The organism is Thermus sp. KWY1 (genome assembly GCF_057547025.1).
The window spans coordinates 150,559-168,163 of the sequence record NZ_BAAJPG010000016.1 but is presented as its reverse complement, the minus strand read 5'-3'; the positions used below and the strand labels follow the sequence as shown (position 1 = coordinate 168,163).

General features: G+C 63.9%; 14 protein-coding genes. 1 reads left to right on the top strand and 13 read right to left on the bottom strand.

Annotated elements, in window-relative coordinates; all coding sequences use genetic code 11:
- Positions 1-6 precede the first annotated feature (6 nt).
- Positions 7-3,696: a PAS domain S-box protein gene (locus tag AC27GT_RS04430; protein WP_219758562.1), complete on the top strand. Its 3,690-nt coding sequence runs from the start codon at positions 7-9 to the stop codon at positions 3,694-3,696.
- On the opposite strand, the gene AC27GT_RS04425 is transcribed toward AC27GT_RS04430, so the two are convergent.
- The 13 genes from AC27GT_RS04425 to AC27GT_RS04365 all read right to left on the bottom strand — a co-directional run bounded on the left by AC27GT_RS04425 (position 3,693) and on the right by AC27GT_RS04365 (position 17,522).
- Entirely contained in the window at positions 3,693-3,995 is a 303-nt protein-coding gene (locus AC27GT_RS04425) for a metal-sulfur cluster assembly factor (protein WP_219758563.1), read from the bottom strand. The two genes, AC27GT_RS04430 and AC27GT_RS04425, sit on opposite strands and share 4 nt — an antisense overlap.
- Positions 3,992-5,143 (bottom strand): hypothetical protein, encoded by a 1,152-nt coding sequence (locus AC27GT_RS04420; RefSeq protein ID WP_219758564.1) that lies wholly within the window; start codon positions 5,141-5,143, stop codon positions 3,992-3,994. Before AC27GT_RS04420 ends, AC27GT_RS04425 begins: the two co-directional genes overlap by 4 nt.
- A 66-nt stretch (positions 5,144-5,209) precedes the next feature.
- Positions 5,210-6,055: a protoglobin domain-containing protein gene (locus AC27GT_RS04415; protein ID WP_219758565.1), complete on the bottom strand. Its 846-nt coding sequence runs from the start codon at positions 6,053-6,055 to the stop codon at positions 5,210-5,212.
- A complete protein-coding gene (locus tag AC27GT_RS04410) occupies positions 6,052-6,489 on the bottom strand; it encodes a hypothetical protein (RefSeq protein ID WP_028493914.1) in 438 nt (145 codons plus the stop codon). The genes AC27GT_RS04415 and AC27GT_RS04410 overlap by 4 nt, the downstream gene beginning before the upstream one ends.
- Positions 6,490-6,520: 31 nt before the next feature.
- The gene (locus tag AC27GT_RS04405; RefSeq protein WP_219758566.1) at positions 6,521-7,345 is read right to left on the bottom strand and encodes a DUF2249 domain-containing protein; all 825 of its coding nucleotides are present in this window, start codon (positions 7,343-7,345) and stop codon (positions 6,521-6,523) included.
- Positions 7,318-7,536, bottom strand: coding sequence for a DUF2249 domain-containing protein (locus AC27GT_RS04400; RefSeq protein ID WP_028493912.1), 219 nt, complete (start codon positions 7,534-7,536; stop codon positions 7,318-7,320). The genes AC27GT_RS04405 and AC27GT_RS04400 overlap by 28 nt, the downstream gene beginning before the upstream one ends.
- 184 nt (positions 7,537-7,720) lie before the next feature.
- Positions 7,721-9,052 (bottom strand): MFS transporter, encoded by a 1,332-nt coding sequence (locus tag AC27GT_RS04395; RefSeq protein WP_219758567.1) that lies wholly within the window; start codon positions 9,050-9,052, stop codon positions 7,721-7,723.
- On the bottom strand, positions 9,046-10,377 hold the full coding sequence (locus AC27GT_RS04390; RefSeq protein WP_219758568.1) for an MFS transporter: 1,332 nt from the start codon (positions 10,375-10,377) through the stop codon (positions 9,046-9,048). Before AC27GT_RS04390 ends, AC27GT_RS04395 begins: the two co-directional genes overlap by 7 nt.
- Before the next feature lie 3 nt (positions 10,378-10,380).
- The gene (gene narI / locus AC27GT_RS04385; RefSeq protein ID WP_219758569.1) at positions 10,381-11,058 is read right to left on the bottom strand and encodes a respiratory nitrate reductase subunit gamma; all 678 of its coding nucleotides are present in this window, start codon (positions 11,056-11,058) and stop codon (positions 10,381-10,383) included.
- A 3-nt stretch (positions 11,059-11,061) separates the two neighbouring features.
- Positions 11,062-11,574, bottom strand: a complete 513-nt coding sequence (locus tag AC27GT_RS04380; protein WP_219758570.1) for a nitrate reductase molybdenum cofactor assembly chaperone — start codon at positions 11,572-11,574, stop codon at positions 11,062-11,064.
- Between the two features lie 9 nt (positions 11,575-11,583).
- The gene (gene narH / locus AC27GT_RS04375; RefSeq protein ID WP_219758571.1) at positions 11,584-13,119 is read right to left on the bottom strand and encodes a nitrate reductase subunit beta; all 1,536 of its coding nucleotides are present in this window, start codon (positions 13,117-13,119) and stop codon (positions 11,584-11,586) included.
- A 15-nt stretch (positions 13,120-13,134) separates the two neighbouring features.
- Entirely contained in the window at positions 13,135-16,725 is a 3,591-nt protein-coding gene (locus AC27GT_RS04370) for a nitrate reductase subunit alpha (protein WP_219758572.1), read from the bottom strand.
- A 2-nt stretch (positions 16,726-16,727) separates the two neighbouring features.
- The gene (locus AC27GT_RS04365; RefSeq protein ID WP_219758573.1) at positions 16,728-17,522 is read right to left on the bottom strand and encodes a c-type cytochrome; all 795 of its coding nucleotides are present in this window, start codon (positions 17,520-17,522) and stop codon (positions 16,728-16,730) included.
- Between the last annotated feature and the right edge of the window lie 83 nt (positions 17,523-17,605).

The following is a 17,605-nucleotide window of genomic DNA, read 5'->3' as shown; positions in this document are numbered from 1 at the left end:
AGCGGAATGAAACTCAGCCCATCTAGGGTTGTTTTCATCTACAGCCTCTTCGCCCTCCTCTGGATCCTCGTGGGCGACCGACTGTTGCACTTCAAAGCGCAGGACCCAGCTGCCCTAGCCCAGGCGCACTCCGTCAAGGAAGGTATCTTCGCCGTCCTCTCCATCCTGCTGGTCTACCTCCTGGCCAAGGCCCAGGAGTATACGGAAATGCAGAGGCGAAAAGCCCTAGAGGCCTCGGAAAACCGCTTCAGGGCCCTGGTGGAAAACAGCCACGAGCTCATCTACATCATCGATGCGGAAGGGTACATGCACTATGCCTCCCCCAACGTGGACCATGTGCTGGGGTATGACCCCTTTGGGTACACCCGGGAGCGGATCCCCATCCTCTCCTTCGTCCACCCCGAGGATCGCCTCTACGCCGAGGCGGCCCTGGAGGACCTCGTCCGCCACCCCGGGGCCACCCGCGAGTACAGCCTCCGCATCTTTGACCAGCAGGGTGGGGTGCGGTACGTACGGGTCTGGGGGAGAAACCTCCTAAATGACCCTGCAGTTCAGGGCATTGTCCTGAACATCCGGGACGAAACCGAGGAAGCCCGGCTCAGAAAGGACCTGGAGGCCCAGCACCGCCTTTTCAAGGACCTCTTGGAAACCCTGCCCGGCGTTCCCTGGCAGATCCTCGTAACGCCGGGCGAGGACCCCCTTCGCGCCCCTGTTCTCTACCTTGGGCCCCAAGCTGCACGCTCTGGTTATGACTTGGAAGCGCTTCTGCGAGATCCGGGGCTTTACTTAAAGCACGTCCACCCTGAGGACCTGGACCTTCTGGCGGAAGCTTTCCACAGGGCCATTGCCCAGCCGGGCACCGTGCAGGAGGTAACCTTCCGCTTCTTCCTGGACCCAAACGACCCGAGCCAGTGGCGCTGGCTCAAGCATAGCCTGTACTACGACGAGGAAACCCACCACCTCACCGGATACACTGAGGATGTTAGCCGGGAAGTAGAGGCTCGTAGAGCCCTCGAGGCCCAGGAGGCTCGCTTCCGCCTTCTCTTCCACGCCCACCCCCTCCCCATGTGGGTGTACGACCTGGAAACCCTGCGTTTCCTGGAGGTCAACCACGCCGCGGTGGAGAAGTACGGCTACACCCGGGAAGAGTTCCTCACCATGACCCTCCTGGACATCCGCCCCGCAAGGGAGCGCCTTAAACTCCTCGAGGATTTAAAGAACCCAAGGCCCCCCCTGCGACACTCCGGCCCCTGGACCCACCGCCTCAAGGATGGGCGGGAGATCCAGGTGGAGATCTTCTCCCACCTCATCGAATGGGAAAAGAGACCTGCGGTGCTGGTGGTAGCCCTGGACGTGACCCAACGCCTCCAGGCCGAGGCCACCATGCGCCTCTTGCAAAACGCCCTGGAAGCTGCGCACGAAGCCGTGGTCCTCACCGACCGCTCGGGGCAGATCGAGTGGGTAAACCCTGCCTTCACCCGGCTCACCGGCTACACCTTGGAGGAAGCCCTGGGGAAAAACCCCCGTATCTTAAAATCCGGGGTTCAGGACCAGGCCTTCTACAAAAACCTCTGGGACACCATCCTCTCCGGAAGGGTGTGGACAGGGGAACTGGTGAACCGGCGCAAGGACGGCACCCTGTACACCGAGCGCATGACCATAACCCCCGTGCGGGAAAACGGGGAGATCCACCACTTTATCGCCATCAAGCGGGATGTCACCGAAGAAAAGGCCCGGGAACGAGCCCTAAGGGAATCCGAGGCCCTCTTCCGCACCCTGGCGGAAACCGCCCCCGCCCTGATCCTCATGTGGCAGGAAGAACGCCTCACTTTCGCCAACGAGGAAGCTATGCGCCTCACCGGCTACACCCGGGAGGAACTCGCAAGCCGCCCCATCTGGGAATTCGTCCACCCTGCCGACCGGAGCCTAGTGCGGGAGCGAGGCCTTGCCCGGATCCGAGGGGAGAATCCTCCCAGTCGCTACACTTTCCGCATCCTCACCAAAGGGGGAGAGGTGCGCTGGTTGGACTACTCCGCCGCCCGGGTGGAGGTTGGCGGTAAGCCCGCCGTCTTAGGTGTGGGGCTGGACATCACCGAAGCCAAGGAGCGCGAACTGGCCCTCGAGGCCTTCGCCCAGGTGAGCGTGGCCCTCCGGCGAAGCGAGGAGCTAAAGGAGATGATGGAGGCTGCCCTGGAGGCCACCCTTAAGTCCCTGGAAGCCCCGGTGGGGAGCATCCTCCTCTACGATGCCGAAACGGGACGCCTGGAGGAAGCCGCAAGCCGGGGCTGGCTTAAGGAGATTCCCACCCCGGAAACCCTTGCCGAAGCGGGCCTGGTGGCCCGGGCCTTCCGGGGGGAGGTGGTGGTGAGCCAGGACCTAAAGCACGATCCCCGGGTGCGCCCCGGGGCCAGGCCCTTGGTCCCGGAAGGATGGAGTGGGGTGGTGGCCCCCCTCCTGGCGGGGAAGGAAGTGGTGGGAACCCTAACCCTGGCCTGGCCTCATCCCCGCACCCCCACCCCTGCCGAGGTGGAACGGGTCATTATCCTGGCCGAGGCCATAGGCAACGCCGTGCGCCGGGCGAGCCTACGGCGCAAGCTGGCCCGGCGGGTGGAGCAGCTGGAGGCCTTGAGGGCCGTGGACCAAGCCATCGCAGCCTCCTTGGACCTGGACCCCACCCTGGAGGTCTTCTTCAACCAGGTGATGCGCCTTCCCTTGGATGCTGCGGCCCTCTTCCTCTATAACCCCCGGGAAAAAACCCTGGAGCTACGGGGCCTTAGGGGGTTCTACACCCCCACGAAAGGGGTCCCGCACCGCCTTCTCCTAGGCCAGGGGCATATCGGGCAAGCGGCCCTTTCCGGCGAGACCGTCTTCGTCCCCGACCTGGCCCAAGACCCCGGGGCCGACGCCCAGTTCACCCTGAGGGAAGGGTTGGTGGCGGAAAAGGCCTACCCCCTCTTCGCCAAAGGACGGCTCCTTGGCGTCCTGGCCGCCTTCACCCGGAGGCCTTGGGACCTCTCCCCCGAGGAGGAGGAGTTCCTGGAAGCCCTGATTGGCCAGGGAGCCGTGGCCCTGGATAACGCCCTTACCTTCCAGGAGCTTCTGAAAAGCCAGCGGGAGCTGGAAGCCGCCTACGACCTCACCCTCTGGGGCTGGGCCAAGGCGGTGGAGCTAAGGGACCAGGAAACCGCAGGCCACACCGAGCGGGTCACGGAGCTTACCCTGCGCCTGGCCCGGGCCTTGGGGGTGCCGGAGGAGGACCTGGAGCACATCCGGCGCGGGGCCATCCTCCACGATGTGGGCAAAATTGGCATTCCCGACAGCATCCTTCTAAAGCCTGGCCCCCTCACCGAGGAGGAGTGGGCCGTCATGAAGAAGCACCCCGTCTACGCCTACGAGTGGCTTTCCGGCATCCCCTTCCTCAAGAAAGCCCTGGAGATCCCTTACTGCCACCACGAGCGCTGGGATGGCTCCGGCTACCCCAGGGGGCTAAAGGGCCTGGAGATTCCCCTTTCCGCCCGTATCTTCGCCGTGGTGGACGTGTACGACGCCCTTACCTCCGACCGCCCCTACCGGAAGGCCTGGCCCCGGGAAAAGGCCTTAGCCTACATCCAGGAGCAAGCCGGCAAGCAGTTTGATCCCGAGGTGGTGGAAGCCTTTCTGCGGCTGGTAGCTGGGGAGGAACCTCCCCTTCCCTAAATCCAGCCCAGAAGCCTCCTGGCCTCCTCGGAAAGCCGGGCAGGGGTCCAAGGGGGGTCAAAGGTGAGTTCCACCTCTACCTCCTCTATGCCTGGGATGCGGCTCAAGGCCTGGCGCACCGCCTCCCCCATGCTGTCGTGCAGGGGGCAGCCCGGGGTGGTGAGGGTCATGCGCACGTAGGCCCTGGGGGGTTCCACCTTTAGCTCGTAGATAAGCCCCAGGTTGACCACATCCAGGCCCAGCTCTGGGTCATAAACCGTCCGCAAGAGGTTCCACGCCTGTTCTTCCAAAGGGTTCATCGCCGCATCACCTCCCAAAGGGCATAAACATGGGGGAAAACCCCCAAGAGGTAAACCCAGCCCGCCCCGGGAAAGAGGGGAACGAGGAAGGCCCCTAGGGCCAACAAGGCCCCTGCCCCATACCCCGCACCTTCCGGAAGCATCTCCTTCAACAGAGGCACCTTTTCCTTCCCTGCCCTTGGGGCATACCGGTGGGTCCAGACCAGAAAGGGCAGGATCTTGTAAAGCATCCCCGTCACCACCAGCCCCACGAAGCCCAAGGCAAACCAAAGAGCCGCCCATACGGGGTTAAAGGGCAGGGCCAAGAGGACCAGGCCCAGGAAGAGGAGGCCAAGGAGGTAGTGCCGCACCCCGATATCCAGGGCTTTTTTCATGCGGTTTTTGAGGATGCGCCAGGTGTCGTAGAGGGCCAGGGCGTAGGAAAGAAGAAGGAGGAGATAGCCCAGCCTCTCCCCCATGGCCAAACCGAGGAGCCCAAAGTTGGCCGCAAAGAGGAGAAGCCCCAGAACCCGCTCGTCCACCCCGTGGGTGAGGGTGAACATGGAAAGGAGCTTGTAGCCCACGCCCAGGATGGAAAGGAGGAAAACCCCGCCCAAGCCCGCAAGGAGGTGCCAGGTGAGCCTTTCCGGGTCGTAAAAACCATAGCGCTGGGAAAGAGCCTGCAAAAGCCCTAGAAAGGGGGTGAGGACCAGGTAGAAGACCACCCAGGCCAAGGCGGTGGCCACCCGGTTCCAGCGGGGAGCCTGACGGAAGGTGAGGTAGACGTGGTAAGCGAAGAAAAGAAGGGCAACCAGGACCAAGCCCCCACCCCAGGGCACAAGGGAAGGAACCCAGGCGAAGCCCGAGGCCAGGAGGACTACCCCCAGGCTCCAAAGAACCATCACCGGATACCCCCACTCCGGGCGGTAAAGGGAAGTCTCCAGGACCACCGGCAGAAGCTGGTGCATGGCCCCAAGGAGCACCCCCACCCCGAAGCCCAGGAGGAAGAGGTGGGCCCCGGCCAAGCCCAAAGGGTGCCGGGGAACGGCAAAGGCCTCGGGATGAAGGGCAAATAGGAGGCCTGCCGCCAGGAAAAAGACCTCCCCCAGGAAGACGAATCCGGCGGGGATGGAAAGGGGAATCACGCGGTTATGAGCGGTGACCAGCATCGCCATAATCCTGGGCCTGTTGCTCGGGATTAGCCATGATCCAGGTCATGGCCACCCCCTGGGCGGTCAGCGGCCCGGGGGCAGAAGGGTGAGGAGGTCCCCTTCCCGCAACCGGGTGGCCAGGCCCTCGAGGTAGCGCACATCCCGGCCGTTGAGAAGCACCGTCCAGCGGGGCCTGAGCCGCCAGAGGGTCTTGGGCTCCAGCCAAAGCCCCACCTCCTCCTCGGCGGCCAGGACCTCGAGGGCGAGGTCCCTTAGGGCAGGGTTCACGGCAAAAGCCTTGAAGAGAGCTTCCCCCACGCTTCCCGCCCGCAAGGCGAGGGGCCTGGGCAAGGCGGGGTGGGCCAGGCCCAAGGCCTGAAAGCGCACCGCCACCTTCCCCTCCCTAAGGGCAAGGGCGGCGTCAAACCCCTTCCGCATCACCTCCTCCTGGGCGGAGAGGTAGATGAGCCAGGGGCGCACGTCCCGCACCCTCTCCGCCACATACCGCCCCACCTGGGCGAAGGAAAGCCCCACGTACTCAGGGGGGATCAAGGCCCCCTTGGGACCCAAGCCCCCGTGCCAGAGCCCCGCCCGGTACACCTCCCGGGCGAACTCCGCCGAGGTGTCCACCCCGATGGTGCGGGCCAGCCAGGCGGAGAAAAAGGCCCGCCTTGTGTAAAGCTCCTCCTCCGGCACCCTTCCCTCCCAGCCCAGGGCCCGGGCGGTGCCGGGGTGGCGGCTTAGGTGGTCGTAAACCCCAGCCACAAAGGAAGCCGCTTCCTCAAGGAGCCTTTCCGCATCCAGGCGCATGGCCCTCTTCTCCTCCTCCCCAAGCCCGCCAAAGGCGAGAAGGTCGGCAAAGACCTCCTCGGGCAAGGGCGGAAGATCCAGAACAAGGGCTTCCTCAGGCCGTGAGGACACCTGCTTCATCCTCCCCTCCTTTCCCTTTCCTCCCGCATTTTCCTCAGCATATCCCCCGTGACCACCCGCCTATGCATGGCGAAGGCGAAGACCAAGGTGGCCAGAAGCTGAAGCCCACCGGAAAGCCCAAGCCAAGGGCGCAGGCCCTCCTGGCCCAGGAGGTAGAGGGGCTCGAGGACGAGCCTTAGGAGCAGGCCGGCATTGAGAAGAACGAAGGTGAGCCCCTCGAGGCGATCCTGCCTCAGGCCCCCGGGCCTGGGCATCATCCAGTAGGCCACCCCCATCACCATCTGCAGGAAGAAGCCCACGAGCCCTGCGTGCACATGGGAGGAGCGAAAAGGCCCCTGAAGGCCGGGAAAGAGGTAGAAGAGGGTGCCCAGCAAGGCCGTGTAGATCAGGTAAACCAAGGCCGCCCGCACGAAGAGGAAGTGCCAAAAGCCCACGGGTCCCTCCCGGGAAACCGGCCCTCAGGGCCTAGCCTCCCTTGCGGATCAGGATCTTCACCTGCCCCGGGCCCAGGTCCTTGAGAAGGTAGGCGTGCCCCTCCTCCTCGAGGCGGGCGAGGAGGTGCACTGGCCTTCGCACGTGGTGGACCAGGAGCTTCTCCCCAGGCCTTAGCCTGGCCAAGGCCTCCAGGACCCGCATCATGGGCAGGGGGGGCTCGAGGTTCTCCTCAATGAACACCTCCGCCTGGTAGTCCCGCCAGTCCTCCTCGCTTAAGGAAGCAGGACCCGCGGCCACCCCTTGCCCTTGCCTGACCTCCTGGCGGTAAAAGTGAACGCGGTAGTGCCTCTCCCCAAGCCGCTCGCACCAGGCTAAAAAGCCCTGCTTTCCCAGGACCTTGTAAAGGGGAATGGGCTCAAAGAGCACCTCCAAAACCAGCTTCGTTCCGGGTCCCACCTCCCGGGCCGCCGCCATGATGGCCTGGAAGGGCTCTCCTCCCTGCTCCAGAATGGGCCGCACATCCAGGTGGAAGCCCACGGGAGCGGACAACCAGGGAGGAGGCGGGGTACCGAGGAGGCTTTCCCCTTCCTTGGCCACCGGCACCTCCGGCCGGGCCTCCACCCCTAGGGCCCGGTTGAGGCGGGCCACCAGCTCCTCTGGCTCCAGCCCCCCGATCCTGGCCGCCTGGGCCACGGTGACCAGGTTGGGCATAGTCCTGCGCAGAAGGGGGTTTTTGAGCTTTTGGAAAGCAGGGCTTGCCTCCGCCAGGACCTCGAGGAGCTCTGGCCAGCGCCGCAAAACCTCGGCCACCTTCATCTCGGGCCGGACTACCTCTTGCCGATTCTCACCCGCCATACCTCCGGTCCCTCCTCCAGGTACGCCCAGTCCACCTGCCCAGGCCTTTCCGCCATGAGCTGGTAGTAAAGGGGCTTGGGGTCGTGGTCGTTGACCAGAACGAAGCTTTCCCCGGGCTTCAAGGCATCGAAGAGGGCAAAAATCCTAGGGTGCCGTTCCCTAGGGGGTAAGGTGCGCACATCCAGCTCCATGGCCCAAGCTTCCCCCGCCTTCTCCCCATCCGCCATGACCTGGGTCAAGGGAAGACCCGGGCAAGGATGCCTTGCCCGGGAGCCTTCTTTATCCCCTTCTCGCTATCGCATGCCTTCCGACCTTCCAGCTTAGGGAAAGCCCTCACCGGGGCTCCCACCCTGGCTCTGCCAGGGTGGGGTGGCCTCAGCAGGGCTTCTCCGCCCCTTTGCGGGCGTAGTAGTACCAGTTCAGGAAGAGGTTCAAGGCGTAGAAGACCATGAGGCCATAGAAGAAGGCGGTGAAACCCCCCGTGGCCTTCTGGGTGTAGCCGGCAAGGGTGGAAAAGATGAAGGGGCCGTAGGCGGCGATGGCCGCGGTCCAGCCGATGACCCCTCCCGCCTGCCTGGGCGGGAAGATCATGGGCATTTGCTTGAAGGTGCTGGCGTTCCCCACCCCGCTGAAGAGGAAGACCAGAAGCATGGCCAGGACAAAGAAGGGGAACTGTTCCAAGGAAGTGGGCCGGGTGAAGAGGGTGACCAGGAGAGCGGAAAGGAAGATGCCGATGGCGGAAACCTGGGTGACGATGGCCCCGCCAAAGCGATCGGAGATCGGCCCGGCAACGATGCGGGCCAGAGAACCCACCAAGGGACCCAAAAAGGCATACTTCAAGGGATCGGGCGCCCCATCGAACTTCCCGTAGACCTCCCGGATCAGAAGGGGAAAGATGGCGGAAAACCCGGAGAAGGAGCCGAAGGTCATGATGTAGAGGCTGGTCATGATCCAGGTGTGCTTGTCGCGGAAGATGTCAAACTGCTCGCGAAGGTTGGCCCGCACCGGAACGCTTCTTAAGTACACCCACGCCAGCAAAGACCCCACCAGCACAAAGGGCACCCAGAGGAAGGTGGCGTTTTGCAACCAGATGGGCTGGGAAACCCCGGGCTTGGGGGTGAAGGTCTGCGGACCCCCCAGGAGGGAGCCGAAGAGGGCGAAGCCGATGACCCAGGGGGTTACGAACTGGACCACGGAAACGCCAAAGTTGCCGATGCCCGCTTGCAACCCCAGGGCCGTCCCCTGGAGGCGCTTGGGGAAGAAGTAGCTGGTGGAGGGCATGAAGCCGGAGAAGTTCCCCCCGCCGATCCCCGCCAAGAAGGCCAAGAGGAGAAGAACCCAATAGGGAGTGTGGGTGTTCTGAACAGCGAAGCTCCAGCCTAGGAGGGGTATGAGCAAAAGCAGGGTGGAGAAGGTCACCAGATGCCGGGTGCCCAGGATGGGGGGCAGGAAAGTCCAGATGATGCGCAAGGTCCCCCCCGCCAGCCCCGGCATGGCCGTGAGCCAGAAGAGCTGCAAGGTGGAAAGCTCAAACCCCACCTTGGGAAGCCGGACCACCAGGGCGCTTACCACGAACCAGGTGATGAAGGCCAGGGTGAGGTTAAAGGTGGTGATCCAGAGGGTGCGCCAGGCCAAAGCGGAATCCCAGCGCTTGGGATCCTCGGGGTTCCACTCGGGGATCCAGGTACCCTTCGCTACCTTCAGCATGGACGGCCTCCTTTCATCTCAAACTCGTTTTTCAGGTGCCTGGCCTCCTGTTGCAGAAGCTGCAAGACGGTGAGGTGCATCCAGAGGAAGCTGAGGGCGGCAAGTATGAAGAGCACGAAGAAGGTCATCTGGGGCAGTCCGGTCCAGGCCTGGGCGTAGGCGAAAAGAGGCGGCAGGAAGAAGCCTCCCAGAGCCCCTAGCAATCCCACCAATCCCCCCACGGCCCCCACGTCCTTGGGGAAGTAGGTGGGGATGTGCTTGTACACCGCCGCCTTGCCCACACCCATCCCCACACCGATCAAGAACACCAAGGCGGTAAAGAGCCAAACGTTCATGGTGAACTGCATGACCTCCTTGCTCCCCTGCTTGGTGTAGAGGACGATGTGCCCTTCCGGCATCATGAGAACCCCCGAGGCCAGGAGGATGATGCCAAAGGTCCAGTACATGACCCGCCGGGCCCCGAAGCGGTCGGAAAGGTGGCCGCCAAGGGGCCTCAAGAGGCTTGCGGGGAAGATGAAAAGGGCGGTGAGAAGAGCCGCCTCGTGCAGGGGCAGGCCGAAGACATCCACGTAGTACTTGGGAAGCCAGGCGCTCAAGGCCACGTAGGCCCCGAAGACCACCACGTAGTAGAGGCTGAAGCGCCAGACCCTTACGTACCTAAGTGGCCTTAACATCTCAAGAAAAGGCCTCCCCTGCCCCGGACGCTTATCCTGCCCGGGAGTACCGAACCACATGAGAAAGCCCATGAGCACCAGGAGCACCGCATAGAGGAAGGGAATGAAGCGCCAGCCCCCGGGGATTAAGCCCCCCAGGTACCCGGCGGCCGGAACGCTAGCGATGAGGGCGGGCCCGATGAACTTGGTGACGCTGGCTCCCACGTTTCCCGCCCCAAAGACCCCCAGGGCAAAGCCCTGCTGGTCCTTGGGAAACCAGGCGGAGTTCCAGGCGATGCCCACGCTGAAGGAGTTCCCGGCAAAGCCCACCAGGAAGGCGTAAAGGAGAAGCTCCTGGTAGCTTCCCGCCCGGGACACCAGATAGGCGGGGATGGCGGTGAAGAAGAGCATGAGGGTAAAGACCAGCCGCCCCCCGTAGCGGTCCGTAAGGATGCCGGCCAAAAGCCGCCACAGGGAGCCGTTCAGGATGGCCACCGCCGAGAGCCAGGAAAGCTCCACATCCGTGAGGCCGAACTCCCTGCGGATGGGCACCCCCAGCACCCCAAACATCAGCCACACCGCAAACATCACCGTGAAGCCGATAGTGGAAAGCCAAAGGACCCGAAGCCGTTCGGGACGCTCTTTCTCCAGTTGAATGGGGTCGTGGACCATAGTTCACCTCGCCAGCTTGCGCACCCAGATGACGATCTGCCAAGGCCTCACCACGTAGCCCAGGGGCACCGTGATGATGTGGACCAGCCGAGAGAAGGGGAATACCGCCAGGAAGACCCAGAAGTTAAAGACGTGGAGCTGGGTCCAGAAGGGCAGGTCGGCGATGAGTTCCGGCCTAGGCTGTAGGGTAAGGATGGACCAGAGGTAGGGGGTCATGACCGCAGGGAACCAGTAGCTTCCGTAGCGGTAGAAAAGGGCGGTGAGGACCCCGGAAAGGACGGACACGAAGATCACCACCAGGACCACATAGTCCATGGAGGTGGAGGCCGCCCGCACCCGAGCCACGGAAACCCTTCGGGCCAGGAGCACGTAGGTGCCCACCAGGGCCCAAAGCCCAAGGCCGAGCCCGGTGATCTCCAAAAGGTAAAGCCTCAAAGGGACGGCGTTCCAGAGGAGAAGCCCCTTGGGGATTAAAAGGGCCAGAAGGTGTCCCAAAAGGACTAGGACCAGCCCCCAGTGCATGGCGATGGAGCCGAAGAAAAGGCGCTTTTGCTCCAGAAGCTGGCTGGACTGGGCGGAGACGGAAAAGGGCCTGTAGACCATGCGGTAGACGGTGACCGCCACCGCCAGGGTAAGGGCGATGTAGGGGAAGACGCCAAAGAGAAGGGTGTTCCAGTTCATCCTTCACCTCCCTGCCAACACTCCCTGCAAGGCTTCCTGAACCCCCTCGAGAACCAGGAGGTAAGGGTTCCTGGCGTCCAGGGTCTTGAGGGTCTTGTGCATCTCATGGAGGGCCTTGGGCAGGATCTCCAAGAGCTCGGGAAGGGGGTTTTCCGAGCGGGCCAGGTAGCGGAGGACGTTGGCCAGGTGATCGGGAAGCTCGCTTCCCGGATCCAGGTTGATCTCCCGGAAGGCCCGCACCAAAGCGGCCAGGAGCTCCCCCCGCTGGTAGCTTTCCCCGTAGACGGCAAAGCCCACATAGGGGGCGGTGGTGGGGGTGAGGTCCAGGGTGCGGGTGTAAAGCTCCTCCCACTCCCCCAGGGAAAGCCCCTCTACCTGGCGCAGGAAGCGCTCCAGCTTCTGCTTGGCAGGCCCCCGGGGGCAGGCGATCCAGCGCCGCCAGAGTTCCTCCAAGCGCCCCGGCATGGGGTAATCCAGGGCTAGGGCCAGGGTTTCCAAAAGGGTGGCGTTGCCCATGGCTTCCTCCTACTCCCCCCTCAAGGGCGGCTGGATGTAGCCGAAGCCCGTCTCCCCCTTGTGGGCCAAGGGATCCCTCCACACCTCCGCCGCCATCTCCCGGTGGTAGGGGGGCAGCACGAAGCGCTCCTCCAGAGTGGGGAGGGTGGTGAGGCGGTAGATGGCCTCGGCCTCCTCGAGGGTGAGCCCGGCATCCCGCAAGACCCTCTGGGCCTTTTCCGTCACGCCGCCTTCCAGGCTTTCCTGCCTTTTCAGGATGCGCACCGCCAGCATCTTCTTAAGGGCGGGCACGATAAGGCTTTCATTGCCGGCGGTGAAGAGGTTGGCCAGGTACTTCACCGGCATCCTCGCCTTTTCCAGGCTCTCGTACACCTCAAAGTCCAAGTCGGTCTCCGGAAGGTCAAGCCGCACCAGACCCTCCCTCCCCTGGCTAGCCCTTAAGGCCTTCTCCAAGGTGGACACCACCGGGGAAAGAGGCGGGACGTAGAACATCATGGCCAGGGTGCGGTACTCGGGGTGCAGGGGGAAGGCCAACCCCCAGACCTTCACGAACTTGTAAATGGGGGAGTTCTGGGCGGCCTTGATCCAACCCTCGTCAATCCCCTCAGCCTTGGCGGCGGCGATGACCTCGGGGTCAAAGGGATCCAGGATGATCCCAAGCTGGGACTCCACCAGCCGGTCGTCGGGCACCATGGCCGCCTCGGGGATGCGGTCGGCATCGTAAAGAAGCACCCCCATGTAGCGGATCCGCCCCACGCAGGAATGGGCGCAGGCCGGGGCCTGGCCGGTTTCCAGCCGGGGGAAGCAGAGGATGCACTTCTCGCTCTTCCCCGTGGCCCAGTTGTAGTAGACCTTCTTGTAGGGGCAGGCGGCCACGCACATTCGCCAGGCCTTACACTTGTTCTCGTTGACCAACACCACCCCGTCCTCCGCCCGCTTGTAGATGGCCCCGGTGGGGCAGGCGGCCACGCAAGCCGGGTTCAGGCAGTGGTTGCAGATGCGGGGCAGGTACTGAAACACCACCCCCTCGATCTCGGAAAGCTGGGCCTGCACCTCGGGGTCCAGCCCCTTCAGGTTGGGATCGTTGGCGGCGTAGAGGGGGCTTCCCCCAAGGTCGTCGTCCCAGTTGGGCCCGGCCCCTGGGGTCATGGGCTCCCCTGTGATCATGGAGATGGGGATGGCGGTGGGCTGATCCTCCCCTTCCGGGCTGATGAAGAGGTCGTTGTACCGGAAGGTGTAGGGTTCGTAGTAGTCGTCCAGGGAAGGCAAGGCTGGGTTGAAGAAGAGGCGGGCTAGCCCCTGGGTGCGGGAGTGCAGGCGGAGGTCCAGGTGGCCGTCCTGGTACCTCCAGCCCCCCTTGAAGCGCTCCTGGTCCTCCCAGCCCGTGGGGTAGCCGGCACCGGGCCGGGTTTCCACGTTGTTCCACCACATGTACTCCGCACCCTTGCGGTCGGTCCAGAGGTTCTTGCAGGCGATGGAGCAGGTGTGGCAGCCGATGCACTTGTCCAGGTGGAAGAGCATGGACATGTGGGCTCTAACCTTCATGGTGTTCCTCCTTTCTCACCACTCCGGGGGCCTTTCCAGCTTGCGCACGAAGACCCAGGTGTCCCGGTTCACCCCCACCGGCCCCCAGTAGTTGAAGGCGTAGGTGAACTGGCCATAGCCCCCGGACATCAAAACGGGCTTGAGGCGGGCGCGGGTGATGGAGTTGTTCATGCCCGCCCGCTTGCCCCTTAGGGGGCTCTTGGGAATGCCCACCGTGCGCTCGGTGGCGTGGTACACGAAGACGGTTCCCCTGGGGATGCGGGCGGAGACGATGGCCCTCTGCACGAAGACGCCGTTGTCGTTGAAAAGCTCTACCCAGTCGTTGTCCTTGATGCCCAGCTCCGCCGCATCCTTGTCGTTGAGCCAAACCGGGTAGCCTCCCCGGGAAAGGGTCATCATGCGGTGGTTCTCCGAGTAGGTGGAGTGGATGGACCACTTCCCGTGGGGGGTGATGTAGTTGAGGAGCTTGCCCTGGGCCTCGAAGGCGCTTTTTTTCGTTTCCTGGAGCATGAGGACGTCCGGCCGCGGCTTGTAGGTGGGCAGGTGCTCACCCCAGGCCAGGTAGTTGGGGTGGTCCAGGTAGAAGTGCTGCCTGCCCGTAAGGGTGCGCCAGGGAATAAGGCGCTCCACGTTTAAGGTGTAGGGGCTGTAGGCCCGGCCCTGATTGATGATGGCGCTCCAGGTGGGGGTGGTGAGCTGGCGGCGGGGCTGGGCCACCAGGTCCTTGAAGGAGATGCGCACGTGGCGGTTGCCCTCGGCCAGGTCGGTGAGCCTGACCCCGGTCTTCTTCTCCTCGTCCAGGAAGGCCCGATAGGCCAGTTCCCCGTTGGAAACCGGGTCCAGGAAAAGGATGGCCTCGGCCACTTGGCGGGCCTCCTCGAGGCTCGGCCGCTTCTCCCCCTGGAAGAGCCGGGGCTGGCGCTCGGCCAGCTCCTTGTAGAAGTCCTCCACGGGGATGGTAAGGCCGTGCATCCCCACCCCCACCTTCTCCACCCCTGGCCCCAGGGTGACCATCTTCTCGTAAAGCTTGGTGTAGTCCCGCTCCACCACCCGGAACTTGGGCATGGTCTTGCCGGGGATGGGCTCTACTTCCCCTTTCTTCCAGTCCCGGTCCTCAGCCTGGGCCAGCTCGTCCGGGGTGTCGTGCTGCAAGGGGATCATGACCAGGTCCTTCACCGGGGTGGGCAGGTGCACCCGTGCCAGTTCCGAGACCTTCTTGGCAATGGCCTTGAAGATATCCCAGTCGGGCTTGGACTCCCAAGCGGGGGGCACGGCCGCCTGCAGGGGGTTGATGAAGGTGTGCATGTCCGTGGTGTTGATGTCGTCCTTCTCGTACCAGGTGGCGGCGGGAAGGACGATGTCGGAGTAGAGGGCGCTGGTATCCATGCGGAAGTTGAGATCCACCACCAAATCCAGCTTCCCCTCAGGGGCCGGCTTGCGATAGACCACCTCCCGTACCTGGCCCTCGGCCTTTTCCTCGGCCACGGTGTTGGTGTGGGTGCCCAGGTAGTGCTTCAGGAAGTACTCGTGCCCCTTGGCGCTGGTACCGATGGCGTTCCCCCGCCAGATGAACCAGACCCTGGGCCAGTTCTCAGGAGCGTCGGGGTCCTCCACCGCGAACCTCAGCTCCCCCCGCTTAAGGGCTTCCACCACGTACTGGACGATCTCCGCCTCGGTCTTGGCTCCCCTGGCCTCCGCCTCCTTGACCACCTCCAAAGGACTCTTGTTGAACTGGGGGAAGAAGGGAAGCCACCCCTTGCGCACCGCCCGCACCTGGTGGTCTATGGTGTGGTCCGTTAGGCCGGCCGCCGTCTTGTCGTAGGCGGAAAAGCCCCGCTCGTAGCGCCACTGGTCGGAGTGGACGTAGTGGAAGCTCGGGGTGTTCTGCTGCCTGGGAGGGTAGCCCCAGTCGGTGGCGAAGGCAATGGGACCCCAGGAGGCCTGGTTGGCCAGCTTCTCCTGGCCCACGTAGTGGGCCAGGCCCCCGCCGTTCACCCCCACGCTCCCCGTGAGCATCAAAGCCACGATCCCCGCCCGGTACATGAGGTTGTTGTGGTACCAGTGGTTGATGCCCGCCCCGATGATGATGAGGTTTTTCCCCTTAGTCTTGAGGCCGTTTTCCGCCCAGGAGCGGGCGTACTTAAGGAGGGTATCCCGGTGGATCCCGGTCCACTTCTCCTGCCAGGCAGGGGTGTAGGGCAGTTCATCCCCGTAATCCCTGGGGTAATCCCCCGGAAGACCCCGCCCCACCCCGAACTGGGCCATGAGGAGGTCAAAGACCGTGGCCACCGCCACCTTTTCCCCCTCCTTGGTCACCACGTACTTGACGGGAACGCCCCGCTTGAGCTTTTGGTCGGAGGCGAAGTCGTCAAACTCTACAAGAAGGACCTCGTCCTCCACCCCCAGGAGGCTCAGCCGGGGGTTTAAGGGCTCGCCGGTTCTCGGGTCTTCCAGCTTCAGGTTCCACTTGCCCTTCTCCTTCTGCCAGCGGAAGCCGATGGTCCCTCCGGGCATCCTGGGGCCTTTCTCCTCATCCCAGAGGAGGAGCTTGAAGTCCCCGTTCTCCTCCTCGGCGTACTCCGAGAGGCGGTTAGCCCTGAGGTAGCGCCCGGGGCGGCCATCCCGGATCTCGATCAGGAAGGGGGCGTCGGTGTACCGCTTCAGGTAGTCCAGGAAGTAGGGCACCTCCCGCTCGGCGTAGTATTCCTTGAGGAGGACGTGGTTCACCGCCATCCAGAAGGCCCCATCCTGGCCGGGATGGATGGGAATCCACCAGTCGGCGTACTTGGAAACCTGGGAGAAGTCGGGGCTGAAGACGGTGAGCTTGGCCCCCGCATGCCGCACCTCGGAGATGAAATGGGTGTCCGGGGTGCGGGTCATGTTGAGGTTGGAGCCCATCACCGCGATGAAGCGGGCGTTGTACCAGTCGGCGGACTCGTGAACGTCGGTCTGTTCCCCCCAGATCTCGGGGGAGGCGTTGGGCAGGTCGCAGTACCAGTCGTAGAAGCTCAAGGGGACCCCGCCTAAAAGGGAGAGGAAGCGGCTTCCGGCGGCGTAGGAGATCTGGCTCATGGCCGGGATGGGGGAAAAGCCGATGACCCGGTCCGGCCCGTAGCGCTTCACCGTGGAAACCACGGCGGCGGCGATGAGCTCCAGGACCTCGTCCCAGCTCGCCCGCCTGAAGCCTCCCTTTCCGCGGGCCTTCTGGTAGCGCTTGCGCTTATGGGGATCGCTCTGGATGGCCTCCCAGGCGGCCACGGGGTCGGGATGCTGCTTTTTGGCCTCCCGCCAGAGGTCCAGAAGGGCCCCCTTGGCGTAGGGGTACTTCACCCGGATGGGGCTATAGAGGTACCAGCTGAAGCTGATGCCCCGCTGGCAACCCCTGGGCTCGTAGGGGGGCAGGCCCGCCTCGAGGCTCGGGTAATCCGTAGCCTGAAGCTCCCAGGTAACCACCCCGTCCTTGACGAAGACCTCCCAGGAGCAAGAACCCGTGCAGTTCACCCCGTGGGTGGTGCGCACCCGCTTGTCGTGCTGGAACCGGTTGCGGTAGAACTCCTCCCACTTCCTTTCCGCTGGGCTTTCTATTTCCCTGATCCAATCCTTCATGTTTACCTCCTAAGCTGGCTTTGGATGCGCTCCGCCAGGCTCTTAGGCCTTAGCTGCCAGAGGATGGCCTGGTAAAGCAACAAGAGTCCCAAAAGCACCAATCCCGCCACCAAGAACCGGCCCAGATACAGGGAAGCGGGCCTTGGCACCTCCTTGGACGCCTGCACCAAGAAGGCAGCCAGAGCCGCCGCCTCGACTTCGGTCAAAGGCTTGCCCTTGTAGGCTTCCCGCATCACGGGGAAAGCGGGGTTTTGTAACAAACCGGTAAGCCCCGCCTCGCCTCCCAGGCGCTTGGCGGCATCCGTGAGGTCCCTGCCCATGGACCCCCCGCCCAGGAAGCCCACGCCCGCCACCGTGTGGCAGGCCTGGCAGGGTGCCCCGCCGTTTTGCAAGGCCTTTTGCCCCAGGTATAGAGCCCGGCCGAAAGCGGGATCCCCTTGCACCTGGGGAGCCGGTGCTTTGGCCTCGGCCTGGGCACCCGATAAACCCTTGAGATACTGGGCGATGGCCCGGGCTTGGGCCTCAGAAACCTGGGCGAGGGGGGGCATGACCCCGCTATAGGTCACCCCACCCACCTCCAGGGGGCCAGAAAGCCCTTGCCGCACCACCCTCACCACATAGGCCTCGTCCTGCACCTTGGGGTTCCCCGCCAAGGGGGGAATGGCCCCGGGAATGCCCTGTGCCTCAGCGCCATGGCAGGAAGCACAGTACTGGCCGTAAAGGGCCTTCCCCTCCTGGGCAAACGCTGGGGAAAGAGCCAGGAGCAAGGCCAGGGGAACGAACCGCGTGCCCTTCATCCTCACCTCCGGCTTCCAGTGTGGGGAGGGGGCCTGGCGCCCACTTCCCTTCCCCGGGACATTCGTCCTAGAAGAAGCCCCCT

Coding starts and splice junctions, on each gene's coding strand:
- AC27GT_RS04370 (WP_219758572.1), bottom strand. CDS start 16,725: ATGAAGGATTGGATCAGGGAAATAGAAAGCCCAGCGGAAAGGAAGTGG.
- AC27GT_RS04425 (WP_219758563.1), bottom strand. CDS start 3,995: ATGAACCCTTTGGAAGAACAGGCGTGGAACCTCTTGCGGACGGTTTAT.
- AC27GT_RS04430 (WP_219758562.1), top strand. CDS start 7: ATGAAACTCAGCCCATCTAGGGTTGTTTTCATCTACAGCCTCTTCGCC.
- narI (WP_219758569.1), bottom strand. CDS start 11,058: ATGAACTGGAACACCCTTCTCTTTGGCGTCTTCCCCTACATCGCCCTT.
- narH (WP_219758571.1), bottom strand. CDS start 13,119: ATGAAGGTTAGAGCCCACATGTCCATGCTCTTCCACCTGGACAAGTGC.
- AC27GT_RS04400 (WP_028493912.1), bottom strand. CDS start 7,536: ATGGAGCTGGATGTGCGCACCTTACCCCCTAGGGAACGGCACCCTAGG.
- AC27GT_RS04415 (WP_219758565.1), bottom strand. CDS start 6,055: ATGAAGCAGGTGTCCTCACGGCCTGAGGAAGCCCTTGTTCTGGATCTT.
- AC27GT_RS04420 (WP_219758564.1), bottom strand. CDS start 5,143: ATGCTGGTCACCGCTCATAACCGCGTGATTCCCCTTTCCATCCCCGCC.
- AC27GT_RS04390 (WP_219758568.1), bottom strand. CDS start 10,377: ATGGTCCACGACCCCATTCAACTGGAGAAAGAGCGTCCCGAACGGCTT.
- AC27GT_RS04365 (WP_219758573.1), bottom strand. CDS start 17,522: ATGAAGGGCACGCGGTTCGTTCCCCTGGCCTTGCTCCTGGCTCTTTCC.
- AC27GT_RS04405 (WP_219758566.1), bottom strand. CDS start 7,345: ATGGCGGGTGAGAATCGGCAAGAGGTAGTCCGGCCCGAGATGAAGGTG.
- AC27GT_RS04395 (WP_219758567.1), bottom strand. CDS start 9,052: ATGCTGAAGGTAGCGAAGGGTACCTGGATCCCCGAGTGGAACCCCGAG.
- AC27GT_RS04380 (WP_219758570.1), bottom strand. CDS start 11,574: ATGGGCAACGCCACCCTTTTGGAAACCCTGGCCCTAGCCCTGGATTAC.